General features: G+C 54.1%; 9 protein-coding genes. 7 read left to right on the top strand and 2 right to left on the bottom strand.

Translation table 11 applies throughout. The features are described from left to right. The first annotated feature begins 230 nt into the window (after nucleotides 1–230). Nucleotides 231–3,002, top strand: coding sequence for a LuxR C-terminal-related transcriptional regulator (locus ACORNT_RS00210; protein ID WP_321393666.1), 2,772 nt, complete (start codon nucleotides 231–233; stop codon nucleotides 3,000–3,002). 62 nt (nucleotides 3,003–3,064) lie between these two features. On the opposite strand, the gene ACORNT_RS00205 is transcribed toward ACORNT_RS00210, so the two are convergent. After that, on the bottom strand, nucleotides 3,065–3,511 hold the full coding sequence (locus ACORNT_RS00205) for a GNAT family N-acetyltransferase (protein ID WP_321393663.1): 447 nt from the start codon (nucleotides 3,509–3,511) through the stop codon (nucleotides 3,065–3,067). A gap of 390 nt (nucleotides 3,512–3,901) precedes the next feature. On the opposite strand from ACORNT_RS00205, the gene ACORNT_RS00200 reads away from it, so the two are divergent. The 5 genes from ACORNT_RS00200 (at nucleotide 3,902) to ACORNT_RS00180 (ending at nucleotide 10,721) form a co-directional block, all read left to right on the top strand. Then, on the top strand, nucleotides 3,902–5,347 hold the full coding sequence (locus tag ACORNT_RS00200; protein WP_321393660.1) for an amidase: 1,446 nt from the start codon (nucleotides 3,902–3,904) through the stop codon (nucleotides 5,345–5,347). Continuing rightward, nucleotides 5,348–6,457, top strand: coding sequence for a class II histone deacetylase (locus ACORNT_RS00195; RefSeq protein ID WP_321393658.1), 1,110 nt, complete (start codon nucleotides 5,348–5,350; stop codon nucleotides 6,455–6,457). Nucleotides 6,458–6,505: 48 nt separating this feature from the next. After that, nucleotides 6,506–6,682: a hypothetical protein gene (locus ACORNT_RS00190; RefSeq protein ID WP_321393654.1), complete on the top strand. Its 177-nt coding sequence runs from the start codon at nucleotides 6,506–6,508 to the stop codon at nucleotides 6,680–6,682. Between the two features lie 17 nt (nucleotides 6,683–6,699). Further along, nucleotides 6,700–8,931 carry a TonB-dependent receptor gene (locus ACORNT_RS00185; protein WP_321393651.1) on the top strand — a complete coding sequence of 744 codons (2,232 nt, stop codon included), beginning with the start codon at nucleotides 6,700–6,702 and terminating at the stop codon, nucleotides 8,929–8,931. Between the two features lie 62 nt (nucleotides 8,932–8,993). Further along, nucleotides 8,994–10,721 carry an amidohydrolase gene (locus ACORNT_RS00180; RefSeq protein ID WP_321393649.1) on the top strand — a complete coding sequence of 576 codons (1,728 nt, stop codon included), beginning with the start codon at nucleotides 8,994–8,996 and terminating at the stop codon, nucleotides 10,719–10,721. A gap of 61 nt (nucleotides 10,722–10,782) precedes the next feature. Here the strand turns inward: ACORNT_RS00180 and ACORNT_RS00175 are convergent, their stop codons facing one another. Then, on the bottom strand, nucleotides 10,783–12,573 hold the full coding sequence (locus ACORNT_RS00175) for a sigma-54-dependent Fis family transcriptional regulator (protein ID WP_321393647.1): 1,791 nt from the start codon (nucleotides 12,571–12,573) through the stop codon (nucleotides 10,783–10,785). Nucleotides 12,574–12,978: 405 nt separating this feature from the next. On the opposite strand from ACORNT_RS00175, the gene ACORNT_RS00170 reads away from it, so the two are divergent. Next, entirely contained in the window at nucleotides 12,979–13,950 is a 972-nt protein-coding gene (locus tag ACORNT_RS00170; RefSeq protein ID WP_321393644.1) for a WD40/YVTN/BNR-like repeat-containing protein, read from the top strand. Nucleotides 13,951–13,953: the final 3 nt, after the last annotated feature.

Below are 13,953 nucleotides of genomic sequence, written 5' to 3'. Positions count from 1 at the left end.
AGTGGTTTTATTGCAAAAACCCTTTTTTTTCCGATCCACTTCTCAATCTGGCGCCATGACAGGAATGGTTTGATCTAAAAAATCATCCAGTAATTTTTCTCATACCTTGGTATCTGTTCCGGGCCAGATTGCTCAATTCCCTTTGCAACCGATGCTTTTTGGAATTACCCTTATGGTGAAACAAAAAAGCAGATAACCGCAGACCGGAACGAGTAGGTTGAGACACGTGTATGAACACCGACCTGATCATCACAAAATTATTTCCGCCCGGAAACAGGGCCTCGAGGGTAAGACGGCCTCATCTTGAAAATCTTCTGGACAGGGAAGGATTGCGCCGGGTTACGGTAGTTTCAGCGGGGGCCGGTTTCGGCAAGACCACCCTGATGGCCGAATGGTATCATCTTTTGAAGGGGCAGAAGATGGCGACGGCCTGGGTATCCCTGGATTCCCGGGACCAGGACCAGGGGCAGTTTCTGAATTACCTGATCGAGGCCCTGAGGATTGCCGGGGCCGTGGACGGAAAGTCTGCTGAAAGTATTTTACAGAACAAACTGGAAAACCGCTTCTTTTCCGCCCTTGGCGCCCTGATCAATGAACTTGCCGCCGGGCAGCAGGAGGCGGTCCTGTTCCTTGACGACTATCATCTTGCTGACGGCCCCGACATCAGTCTGCTGATGGAAAGTTTTATCAATCTGGCGCCGCCGAATTTCCATTTCGTGATATCAAGCCGAACCAAACCTCTTCTTCCGATCGCAACCCTCAAGGTGCATGACCAGATCTTGATTTTGCCTGAACATGACTTGAGATTTTCAGAGGGGGAAACGGCTGAATTCATGCGGGGAAAACAGGGGCTGGATATTTCAGAAGAGAGCCTGCACCGGCTGATCAGTTCCACGGAAGGCTGGGTGGCCGGGCTTCAACTGGTTTCCCTGGCCCTTCGTGACAAACATCTTGAGGAAAATTTTCTCCGGCAGTTTTCCGGCAGCAGCCGGGATGTCGTCGAGTTTCTGACCGCCAATGTTTTCGCGATGCAGCCGGAAAGGCTGCAGAAATTTATGATGTCCACAGCCGTTCTCGAGCGGTTCAATGCGGAGGTAGCCGAGGTCCTTACCGGTGATGAAAATGCCCAGACCACTCTGGAATATCTCGAGGACAACAACCTGTTCATCGTTCCGCTTGACCAGAGCCGGGGATGGTACCGCTATCACCAGTTATACCGTGAGTTTCTTCTGGCCCAGCTTAAACGCCTTCACCGGGAAGAAATACCGGTCCTGAAACGAAAGGCAGCTCAATGGTTTGCGGATTCAGGCCTGCTTGTCGAAGCGGTCTCCCTGGCCCATGAGAGTGGCGACTATGATTATCTGGCGGAGCTGGTGGAAATTCATGCGGATAATATCAGGCGCCGGGGTCACATGCCGCTGATGCTGGACTGGTGTAAGAAAATTCCGGAAGATATCGCACGTACCCGTCCCCAGATACCGATCTATGAGGGGTATGCCCTGTTTCATATGCGGCGCCCGATCGAGGCGGCCGGGGCAGCGTACCGGGTGGAAAAAGCGATTGCGGAAGCGGAAAAACGCGGCATTTTTTCCCCGGAAAAACTCAATCGCTGGAGACAGGATATCAAGGTTATCAAAACCGGGGTCGCCATCGCGGCTGATGATGTGGTCCAGGCGGAAAAACTTGCATCAGTGCCGCTGGAGATAGGCGCCGGAAATGCCGATTTCATGATTGGCGCCATGAATAATATGCTGGGATATGCCTGCACCTCGCTGAATAAATTTGACAAGGCAAGGGCCGCGCTGGAGCGGGCCCGTGAAGCCCACACCAGAGTCCGGTCTGTTTACGGGGTCGTCTATGCGGATTGTTTTACCGGAATCCTGGAAATGGCCCAGGGAGACCTGCAAAAGGCCTATGATTGTTTCGTACATGCCGAACAGACGGCGGCGGGGGACAATCTGCCCAATTCCCCGGCCATTGCCGTGAGCCGTTTGTATCAGGGGCTGGTTTTCTATGAATGGGGAAGGCTGGATGAGGCCCTGGACCTGATTACGGGCAATATCGAACTGGTGGAGGAATGTGGTCAGGCGGAAGCCCCGATTATGGGCTACGCCATACTGGCCCGTCTTTACCGGACCCGCGGGGAAGGCGAAAAGATCTATGAACCTATCGAGGCGGCACACAGAATATGCCAGCAGGACAAGTTGCATCGGCTGCATGTGCTGACTGAATATGAATATGTACAGCAGTTGATACTTGATGACAAATTACCGGAAGCCAGGGAGCGGGCCAGCCGGGTCGGCATAGATGTCAGGTCGCTGGAAGATGACCTGAAAATTGAAAACTGGGACCGGATTAAATGTGTCAGGTCCCTGACAAAGGCAAGGTTGCTTCTGGCGTTGAACGAGGCTGATCGCGCCACTGAGCTTCTTCTGCATCTGGAAAAGCTGGCGGAAACCGTCGGTCGCCGTCGCCGGTTACTGGAGATCAAACTGTTGTTGGCTAGGGCTTTTGCCCTGGTAAATGATCGGGACAGGGCAATCGTATTCTTAAGTCAGGCGCTCGAGCTGTCCCGGACTGAGAAATATATCCGCCTGTTTGTGGATGAAGGACCGGAGATCGCCGGTCTTCTGAAAACCTGTCTTCGGAATGGATCTGCAGAGGCGGGAAATGGCCTACAGGGATATATTGTTCAGTTACTGGAAGCCTTCGGGCAGCCCCAACAGCAGCCGGCGACTTCTGAAGCAGGTATCTCGCAGGCGATAAGGCGGCCCGTTTCCCGGCCTGAAAATTCAGGTCATCTGATCCTTGAGCCCCTGAGTGAGCGCGAGCGGGATGTGCTCCGCCTTTTGTCCCGGGGATATTCCAACCAGAAAATCGGCCAGGATCTGAGCATCGCGGAAAATACGGTCAAATGGCATATCAAGAATCTGTTTGAGAAACTTGGCGTAAAAAACCGCACGTCGGCCGTTCTTGCCGCCCAGGATCTTGGTCTGCTCTAGGGGCTGAGAGGCCGGGGTGCCGGTAACGCCCCTAAGTGTGACGTTACCGGCCTGCAGAGGGCTTAATCCAGGGTGAGTGTCAAGACCATGTCCCCAGTTGGGTCAAAGACATATTTCTTCACCTGGTGAAATCCATATCGCTCGTAAAACCGCCGGCCGATATGATTTTCCTTAAAGACATCAAGCGTCAGCTTCGGATTTATGGAAACGGCTTGATCCATAAGTAACCGCCCGAAACCTTTGCCGATGAAGTCTGGTTCGACAAATAGTGCGCCGACCTCCGATCGTTCACCTTCACTATGAAGCAGGCTGATAAAGCCGATAATATTATCGCCCTGTTCTGCAACCCAGGTCTCGGTATTCGGTAAATAGATGTCTCGCACCTTGAGCTTGATGGCTGCGATGAAATTTTCGCTCAGAAAAGGGTGAGCAAGTTTATTGGCATTGTACCAGACGCTCAATAGAGCGTCTGTGTCGTGTTCTTGAAATTTTCGGATCATTTCTTTCATGTCCTTTTACAGTCCGCATACAGCGGGACCATATTCGTTGATCAATTTTAAGGTGGATATGTCAAAAGGCCTGCGTTGCAAGAATCAACGCAGGGAAGCAGCGGTTCGACATTTGGTGGTGGTGGCGCAGCACCACCTGTAATCAACGGGACATAAAATCTCTTCAGTGAATAGTGGTTAAACAGATAGCATGGGGCATTGCCCCGGTAAAGCGGGAAAGTGTTTCCCCGCCAATTACTGCCCTGTTAGTCCGGCCCCTACTTTCGGGTGGGTCGGGCTTTTTTTGCGGTTTCCCTACTTTCGTGTCGGGTGCGTTTTTTTTATTCGGGATAGTTTGTGTGAAACAGGGCGCCCGGCCAGACAGACCGGGGAGGAAACAGGAATATCCGGATGAAGCTTTCCGAATATGCAGAATATGACGGGCTCGGTCTGGCTGAACTGGTCAGGACAGGTCAGGTCTCGGCTGGCGAACTGGCCCGGTTGGCCAAGGAAGCCATCGACCTTTTAAATCCGCATCTGAATGCGGTGGTTGAGGTTTTCGACGATGCTCTTGCGGGTTCCGTCGATCTGCCCGACGGAACATTCCAGGGGGTGCCTTTCCTGATCAAGGATGCGGTCCTGCATGCTGAAGAGCGCAAGTGCGAGATGGGATCGAGGCTTGGCGAAGGTCTGGTGTTGCCCCACGACAGCGACCTGATGAAACGTTTTCGCGCGGCAGGGTTTCAAACAGTCGGCCGCACCTCAGTTCCGGAAATGGCCTTCAATGTCGCCACAGAATCCCTTCTGCACGGCCCCTGTCGCAATCCCTGGAATACGGGCGTGATCACCGGCGGTTCCAGCGGCGGCGCAGCTTCCGCGGTAGCGGCGGGGATTGTACCCATCGCCCATGCCAATGACGGCGGCGGTTCAACGCGCATTCCTGCCGCCTGTTGCGGCCTTGTCGGTCTGAAGCCAACCCGGGGCCGGGTCCCGATCGGTCCCGATGCCGGGGACGGCCTCAATGGACTTGGTATTGAACTGGCGGTGACCCGGACAGTGCGTGATTGCGCAGCAATCCTCGATTCTGTTGAGGGGCCGGCCAGCGGCGATCCCTACGTCATTCCCCGGCCGGAGAAACCCTATCTGGATCTTGTTGGCCGCCATCCGGAAAAACTGAGAGTTGCCTATTCGACGGTGCCCCACTCCGGGGCCAATGTGGATCCTGAAGTTTCCTCCAGTCTCAAAAAGACGGCCGTGACCCTGGCTTCCCTCGGCCATAATGTGGAGGAGGCGAGCCCGCCTCTCGATCATAACGCATACCTTGATGCGACCATGAAAATATGGTGTGCTAATATTGCCAACTGGATTGACCAGCTTGCCATGGTGACCGGTCGAAACGTGTCACTGGATACGCTGGAGGCAGCCACGCTGGCCTGTTACGAGAAGGGAAAAGGCCTTACGGCGACAGATCTGCTTGGCGCCTTCGATGTAATGAATGTGGTTACCAGAACGATCGCCCCTTTCTTTGAAGAATATGATATTATGCTGACACCGACCGTGGCGTTGGTGCCGCAACCGATCGGCACTTTTAACGCCAATAAACCCGGCTGGACGGCAGAAGGCTGGGTCGACAAGATTTTCGGTTTTGCCGCCTTTACCAGCCTTTACAATATGACAGGCCAGCCTGCCATATCGCTGCCATTGCACTGGAGCAGTAACGGGCTTCCGATCGGTCACCATTTTATTGCGCCTTACGGGCGCGAGGATCTGTTGCTGCAGCTGGCCGGGCAGCTTGAGGAAGAAACTCCGTGGGCGGCGCGCTATCCGTCCTGCAGCGTTTGGAAAATGGAGAATTAAATGACACGTAAAACCGGCTTCGTCTGGCATGAAATATATATGTGGCATGATACCGGCACCCATGCCGGGGTTTTGCCGGCCGGCAATCCGATCCAGCCGGGAATCCATGCGGAAAATCCGGAAACCAAAAGACGGTTTAAAAACCTTCTGGAGGTGTCCGGCCTTTATGAAAAACTGGTTCATATTGCCCCGCGTCCGGCCACGGACGAGGAAATTCTCAGGGTTCATACGGCTGATTATATCAACCGGCTGAAGCAGGAAAGCGCGTCGCCCCGGGGCGGGGATGCTGGCCTGCTGACCCCGTTCGGGCCCGGCAGCTTTGAAATTGCCGCCCTGTCCGCCGGTGGTGTGATTGCGGCGGTGGATGCGGTCCTCGACGGCAGGGCGGATAATGCCTATGCGCTGGTTCGCCCGCCCGGACATCATGCGGAGCCGGACATGGGCAAGGGCTTCTGCCTGCTGGCCAATGCGGCCATTGCCGGCCGTCATGCGCTGGCTGCGCGGGGGCTCGGGCGGATCGCCTATGTGGACTGGGATGTGCATCATGGCAACGGCACCGAGCGGGTATTCTGGGAAGATCCCCGGGCGCTGACTATTTCCATCCACCAGGACAGGAACTTTCCGCCGGACAGCGGCGATATGAGTGACATCGGCGGCGGTGCCGGCGAAGGTTACAACATCAATATTCCCCTGCCGGCCGGTACCGGGGTCGGGGCTTACGAAGCCACCTTCGACCGGGTTGTTCTGCCCGCGCTCAGGGCCTTCAGGCCGGATATGATCTTTGTGCCCAGCGGGTTTGACGCCGGGGCTCATGACCCGCTTGGCCGGATGATGATGCACGGCGAAGGCTACCGGTCACTGACCAACAAGCTTCTTGGCGTTGCCGATGAACTCTGTGGCGGGCGTATCGTGATGAGCCATGAGGGTGGATATAATGCGCCAACGGTGCCGTTTTACGGGCTTGCTGTGATGGAGGCGCTGAGCGGTATCAAAACGGAGGTGGAAGATCCGTTTATGGCATTGCTTGAAGGATTGGGCGGTCAGGAGCTGCAACCACACCAGGATGAGGTGATCAGGGCTGCGGAAACACTCCTGGAAAGACTGAAATAAAAATCGTTTGACTATAAACTGAAATAAGAAATGAAAGGGACGGAACCTATGAGCATACAGCAAAAAATGAACATTGGAGTACGCAGGGCATTGCTGTTGTCCACTGCAATCGGTGCGGGAGCAGTGCTGACTAACACGGCCTTTGCAGCGGAAATGATGCTGGAGGAAGTGATTGTTACAGCCCAGAAACGCGAGCAGGGTATCAACGATGTGGCATCACGGTGAATGCCTTTACCGGAGACATGCTGAAGGAACGCGGCATCTCCACCTCCGAGGATATTGCCCTGATTACGCCGGGCCTGACGGTCAATGAAACGGCTGCTACCGGCGTGCCGCTCTATACCATTCGCGGTATCGGTTTTCAGGACTATTCAACCGCCGCTTCCTCAACCGTCGGTCTTTATTTCGATGAAGTCGCCATGCCCTACACGGTGATGACCCGCGGTCTGGTTTTCGATATGGAACGGGTTGAGGTGCTGAAAGGTCCCCAGGGTGATCTTTACGGCCGAAACACAACAGCCGGCCAGATCAATTTTATCAGCAAGAAACCGACCGGCGAATTCGGTGCCGGCATGACGGCAGGATACAGCAGTTTCGAAACTGTGGACCTCGAAGGACATGTCAATATCCCGCTGATGGACAGAATAAACGCCCGTCTGGCCTTTAAAACAACCCAGTCCGGGGAAGGGTGGCAGGAAAGCCTGACACGCGAGGATAAACTGGGTAAGAAAAACGTCTACTCCATTCGCGGCATTGTTGATTTTGAACTAAGTGACAGTGCCAACCTGCTGATCAACGTGCACTATACTGACGATCAGTCCGACAACAAGGCCAACACGGTTTATGACGGCCGCCTAGTGGGTCTTGGTGAATTCAGCTCTCCCTACAATCAATTATTCCCCTATGTCGTAAGCGGGGAAACACCACCATGGTATTCCACCGGCGACAACAGGGCGGCGGACTGGACCAACAGCTATACTGACCCTGACGGCAATGTTTTTGACCTTCGCCCAAAGCGTGACAATCAGCTGAAAGGTACCTCGGTTAAATTCAACTGGGATATTTCTGAAGAGATAACGCTGACCTCGGTTGTCGGCTATGACAAGTTTGACCGTATCGAATCAAATGACTGGGACGGTTCCGCCGCTGTTGACTCCAGTAATATCAATACCACGGATCTGGAAGTGTTCTCCGGCGAGGTTCGCCTCACAGGAACAACCGACAAATTATTGTGGATTGCCGGGGCCTATTATTCAGAAGACGAGATGGACGAACTCTATAACTATTTCATGGCGGACTCGGTCTTCGGGAATGGCTCTATACCATTCGGTGTCTCTCCATTCATGTTTGCGCCCATTCTGCAGCTTCATACACGTTACAATCAGCAAACGGACTCCCAGGCCCTGTTCGGCCATGTGGAATATAACGTCACTGACAAACTGCGCGTAACCGTCGGGGCGCGCTACACGGAAGAAGACCGCAGCTGGTCGGGCTGTACATTTGACGCCGGCGACGGGTCGCTGGCAGGTTTCCTGAACTTTGCCTTCGGCGCAAGTTTAAGCCCGGGGGAGTGTGGTACTATTGATGACGACCCGGATTCTCCCAACTATATCTTTGCGGCTGCGGATCCCAATGACGCTTTCCATCTCTATGAGGAAACCATCGAGACCAACAAATGGATGTGGAAATTCGGTCTGGACTATTCCCTCAACGATGACATGCTGTTGTATGCCACGATTTCGAAAGGGTTCAAATCCGGTGGCTTTAATGGGGCGAACTCCAACACAACACAACAACTCCAGTCCTATGATGCCGAGGAAGTAACCTCCTACGAGGCCGGTCTGAAATCCACCCTGCTTGACGGGGCCATGCAGCTCAATCTTTCCGGTTTCTACTATGATTACAAGAACAAGCAGGAACAGGACCTGGCCGTCACCTTCGTTGGCAATATCAGTGGCCTGACCAATGTACCGAAATCGGAAATTTACGGTGCGGAACTGGATGTGCAATGGATGCCTGCTGACGGCTGGTATATTACCTTTGGAGCAGCCTACCTGAAATCCAAAATCCTGGAGTGGGAAGCCACATCAAGTGACAGTGCCTGGCCGACCGTCCTGACCTTCGATGCCTCGGGCCAGGAGCTGGCGATGACACCCCGCTGGCAGATGAATGCTGCAGTCGAGTATGAATGGACGGTCACCAGCGACCTGATGATGAAACTCGGCGCCGATGTCAGCTACAAGGACAATACCACCGGCGGCGTTCAACCCACTGATGCCACAGATGATTATATCGTGGCTAATCTGCGGGCGACGGTGTCCAGTCTCAAGGATAACTGGAGCATCATGGTCTGGAGCAAAAACCTGTTCGACGAATATTACTATCCTGCCGCCTATACCGGCGGTAACGGTCCATTCGTCCGTAGTGTGGGAATGCCGCACACCGTTGGTGTTTCCCTTTCCTACGACTTCTGATTTCTCCCTTGCCTAACTGGGCCGCGGCATTGTCCGCGGCCCCTTTTCCTCAGGAGAGGCGCATGAAAAAAAATAAATATTATATTCCTGGATTGATTGGCGGCCTGATGCTGTCGCTTGCGGCTGGCACAACTGCCTTTGCCGGTGAGGTGGCCGATAAAATATTCTTCAACGGCCATATCTATACCATGGAAAAAGACACTCCAAGAGTGGAGGCTGTGGCCATCCGAGACGGCAAGTTTATGGCCGTGGGCTCGTTGGAAGATATGAAAAAAATGGCCGGTGAGGGGACCGAACTGGTCGATCTCGACGGCAAGATGGCGATGCCTGGCCTCAATGACGGCCACAGTCACCCGACCGATGGCGCCATCGCCAACCTGTTCAGCTGCAAGTTTGAATTTACCGCCACTCCCGACGACATTGCCGAAACCCTGAAGGACTGCGTCAAACGCAATCCGGACTCCGGCTGGATTGTTGGCGGACGCTGGGACAGTAACTTTTTCGAAAATTATGATATTCCGTCCCCCCGCGAATGGCTTGATCAATATGCTGGCGGCAAGGCGGTCTATTTCAGTGACGATTCCGGCCATAACGGCTGGGCCAATACCAAGGCGCTCGAACTGGCCGGTATGACCAAGGACACACCGGACCCGGCCGGGGGCACCATTGTTCGCGATCCCGGAACAGGAGAACCAAACGGTATCCTGCTGGAGGAAGCCCAGATTCTGATGGAAGGCCAGCTTCCCGACTGGACAGACAAACAATATTTAGCCGGCGTCAGGGAAATGGCGCGTATTGCCAACGGTTACGGCATTACCGGTATCAAGGATGCCAACGCCCGGGAACCGATCCTGAAAGCCTACAAGGCAGTCGATCAGGCCGGGGACCTGAATATCCGGGTTGCGGCCTCTATCTCTACGCCTTATGGCCATCGGGAGGAACCTCTGGATTATGAGCGGATTTCCCGCCTGCAGAAGACGTTTGCCTCCGAACGGGTGAATACCTGGTTTGTCAAACTGTTTGATGACGGGGTGCCGACCGTGTCGCGCACCGCTGCCATGCTGGAGCCTTATATCCACGACGATCATTTTCCGGAAAACTATCGGGGCAAACTTCACCTCAGCGAAGATGTGATGACCAAGGATGTTGCGGAACTGGAAAAACGGGGTTTTACCGTCAAGATCCATACTGCGGGCGACAGGTCGATACAGACGGCACTCAATGCCATTGAGCGAGCTCACAAGATTAGTGGCAGGTTTGACCTGAGGCATGAACTTGCTCATGCAGAATTTATAGCTCCGGAAGATATTCCACGCTTCAGGGAACTGAATGTGGTTGCGGATCTGTCGCCCTATCTGTGGCACCCGTCGCCGATCGTGCAGTCTATTTTTGATGCGGTCGGGGAAGAAAAATCCCGGAAGAACCTGTGGCATGTCCGCGATCTTCTCGAGGCCGGGGCGCCGGTGCTTGCGGGGTCCGACTGGCCGGCCGCAGTGCCGTCCATGAACCCCTGGGTCGGGATCGAGGCCATGGTGACCCGGAAAGATCCTTATGGAAAAACACCAGGGTCGCTGGGGCCTGATCAGGCTATATCTCTCGAGCAGGCCTTGAGAATATTTACCATTGAGGGGGCCAAAGCCCTTCGCCTGGACAAGGTGACGGGGTCCATCAAGGTGGGAAAATCTGCTGACATGATCGTACTGGATCATAATATTTTCGAGACTGAAGCAGATAAAATTGCCGACACAAAGATCGAAATGCTTCTGTTCGACGGCGACATCATCGAATAAGTTGTTCCGGGATCGAATAGGTTGTTCCGGGCTGCGTCGCTTTTGACGGAGCCCGGATCCACTAAATTTTTTTCAGACGATAGGCCAGTTGCGGACGGGTTATGCCGAGGCTTCTGGCGGCGGCGGAAAGATTTCCGCCGGCCTTTTCCACCGCAGATTCCAGAATCTGCTGTTCAAGTTCCTCAAGTGAGACATTCTGGTCGACGATATGATCGGCAATTTCCCTGTAGCTCCGGCTGTTTTCCGCCAGGGTGGAGAAATCCCGGTCCGGCTGTGAATTCAGGTTTCCATCCTTGCCAAGTCCGAGAAGGGCATTGGAAAAGTCCTCGCCACAGGTAAACAGGTGGCTGAGGTCAATGGCGCCGTCATTGGGGGCCAGAATAATCCCCCGCTCGACCAGGTTTTCAAGTTCACGGATGTTGCCCGGCCAGTCATAGTTCAGAAAACCGTCAATGGCCCGGGAGGTGAAACCGGCAATACTCTTGTCGTATTTTTTACTGTATTTCAGCAGGAAATGGTTCATCAGCAGGGGAATATCTGCTTTTCTGTCCCGCAGAGGCGGGATATGGATGGGGAACACATTAAGCCGGAAATAGAGGTCCTGCCGGAACCGGCCGGCCTTGACCTCGGCCTGCAGGTCCGCATTGGTGGCGGCAATCACCCGAATGTCGACATCCATGGTTTTCTTGCTGCCGACCCGTTCGATCTGATGTTCCTGAAGGACTCTCAGCAGTTTGCCCTGGGCGGAAAGGGACAGGGTTCCAATTTCATCCAGAAAGATGGTGCCCGTATCGGCCCGTTCAAAACGGCCGGCGCGGGATTCCACTGCACCCGTGAAGGCGCCTTTTTCCACCCCGAATAATTCGGCTTCAATAAGATTTTCAGGGATGGCGGCGCAGTTTACCGCCACATAGGGTTCATTGCCCCTTTTGCTGATTTGTTTCAGGGTCCGGGCGAACATTTCCTTGCCGACGCCGCTTTCGCCGAGGAACAGGACGGTGGCGTCTGTTTCGGCCACCTTGTCAAGCATGTGGCAGGCCACATTGAAGGCGGCAGAGGCACCGACCATGTTGGCGGACAGTTTTTCCTGGAACTGGCTGCTGACATGACTGCCTTCGGGCAGGGTTATATGTTCCGAGGGGTTTTGTGCACTTCTGATTGTCTGAGCATTGGCAAAAGCCTGCGGTTGCATGAAGGCCAGTTCTTCTTCTATGTCGCTCCATTCGGATATGGGTTTGCCGACAATGCGGCAGTTACTGTGTCCCATGGCGCGGCATTCAACTTCCTTGAAGACCACAGGACGGCCCATGAAGACGGATGTGTAGCCGCTGGCATATCCGATCTGCATCCAGCAAACGGGGTCTGCGCCGAGACCGTAGCTTTCAATATGGATTTCGTCCTCTATACTGTCTTTCCACAGGAATTCCCCGTAAAAATGTCCTTTGTTGGTGTCCGCTTCCAGTCGAATGGGTTCCACATTTACTATACCCTCAAGGGAATGAAGCTGGGGCCCTACGGAAAAGGCATCAAAAAAATCGCCGCCGCCCCGCAGCTTGATGGCAAGCTCGGCATCCTTGGCGCCCGAAACATAGCCCATACGTGTCAGCAGGGCACGGGCCTTGTCGATGCCAAGGGATTCAATCATTTCATTGCGCAATGCACCAAGCGAACTGGCATGCAACATCATCATGCGCATGTTATCAAGCCAGATGCGGCCTTCCTTCGGGGCAAACTTCAGCCTGGATGAAAGGTCCATGATATCCGGCAGCTCGGGAATGAGCTGGATTGTGTCATTTAAATCTTCCGGCTGTCCCAAGGCGGTCTTGCCGGAATACTTTAACGTCGTCGTCATGCTAGGGCCTCCCTATTTTATATCTTTGTGCCCAGGACGAGTATTTCTCATCCAACCCAGTATACACCGGTTTTCAGATTGTACCGCAGATAATCGTAGGGTTCATCTGATGATTTCATCAAGAGATCAACTGCGGGACGTACTGTTTTTGATCATTTCAGAAAATAAAAACACTATTGAACAGGTATGTCTCAAAGGCGAAATATCCCCTGAGGGCACCTAATTTTGAAGAAGCAACTTATTGATAAAACAAGGGTAAAATTAACCCTTTTGTAAGAATTCTAAAAATTGTCGGACGACATTTTTCTGATTTGGCACATCCCTTGCATTTTCATGACTGCCGCTAACCGGGCAAACCAAATAATTAACTCCGGGGCGGCGCAAATATAGGGAGCATGGAAAGTGTTGAATCACCGCATTTGGGAGACTCGGAGTCTGTCCGGGGCAGTTATCCTTCTTTTTTTGGCCGTCCTTGGCGGCTGTGAAGCCAGACTTGACCTGTCCGGCGTGGAGGCTACAGAAGAGCAGGCCGTCAAGCGTTACGACCAGTTCCTCGCCGGTGCCGAAAATGATCAGATCACTGTTATTGTGGGACGGCGTGGCGTCATTCTGACGTCGGCTGACCGGGGTCAAAACTGGAAAAGGCAATCGGTTATCGCAGAAGGTCAGGTCGGTTCCCCGACTTTTGTCGATGTTGATACCTGCCCGGACGGTCATTTCATTGCCCTTGATGCGGATCGCAGGGTCTGGCGCAGTGGTGCGGATGCTTCGACCTGGACCTACGGGGATATCGAAACCAGCGAAGATGTTGTCGACCTCGCCTGTGACCCTGACGGCAATTACTGGATTGTGGGCAGTTTCACACTCATTCTCAAAAGCGAAGACCAGGGAAAAACATGGCAGGACCTGTCCATTGGCGAGGATGCCCTGCTGTCCCGGATACAGTTCCTGTCTGCCGGTCATGCGGTAATCACGGGTGAGTTTGGCGTGGTTTATGTCAGTGCCGACGGCGGTAACTCATGGTCCCCGACGGGACCGGTGCCTAACGAGTTCTACTCAGCCGCCAGCTACTTCCGGTCTGAAAATGAAGGATGGGTCGGCGGCTTGCAGGGCATTATCCTGCATACTGAAGACGGCGGGCAGACCTGGGTTCGTCAGCCAAGCGGAACCTCTTCCCCCATCTACAATATTTTTGAAACCGGCCAGGCTCTCTATGCCCTGGGTGATCAGGGAACATTGTTGAAGTTTGATGGCGAACACTGGCGTTCACTCGATGTGGCCGGCCTCGGTTTCGGCTACCTGCGTGCGGCGGTGGCTGCCGGCGAGGACCAGATCATTGTGGCCGGAGGAAACGGCCTGCTGCGCCGGCTTCACTGAGGC

The organism is Emcibacter sp. (assembly GCF_963675455.1).
Lineage (GTDB): Bacteria > Pseudomonadota > Alphaproteobacteria > Sphingomonadales > Emcibacteraceae > Emcibacter.
The sequence above is the reverse complement of the archived record's forward strand: the minus strand, read 5'-3'. Positions and strand labels throughout refer to the sequence as shown.

Excerpts from the sequence above, each read along its gene's own strand:
- ACORNT_RS00200 (WP_321393660.1), top strand. The coding sequence starts at position 3,902 with ATGAAGCTTTCCGAATATGCAGAATATGACGGGCTCGGTCTGGCTGAA.
- ACORNT_RS00185 (WP_321393651.1), top strand. The coding sequence starts at position 6,700 with ATGCTGAAGGAACGCGGCATCTCCACCTCCGAGGATATTGCCCTGATT.
- ACORNT_RS00180 (WP_321393649.1), top strand. The coding sequence starts at position 8,994 with ATGAAAAAAAATAAATATTATATTCCTGGATTGATTGGCGGCCTGATG.
- ACORNT_RS00190 (WP_321393654.1), top strand. The coding sequence starts at position 6,506 with ATGAGCATACAGCAAAAAATGAACATTGGAGTACGCAGGGCATTGCTG.
- ACORNT_RS00210 (WP_321393666.1), top strand. The coding sequence starts at position 231 with ATGAACACCGACCTGATCATCACAAAATTATTTCCGCCCGGAAACAGG.
- ACORNT_RS00205 (WP_321393663.1), bottom strand. The coding sequence starts at position 3,511 with ATGAAAGAAATGATCCGAAAATTTCAAGAACACGACACAGACGCTCTA.
- ACORNT_RS00175 (WP_321393647.1), bottom strand. The coding sequence starts at position 12,573 with ATGACGACGACGTTAAAGTATTCCGGCAAGACCGCCTTGGGACAGCCG.
- ACORNT_RS00195 (WP_321393658.1), top strand. The coding sequence starts at position 5,348 with ATGACACGTAAAACCGGCTTCGTCTGGCATGAAATATATATGTGGCAT.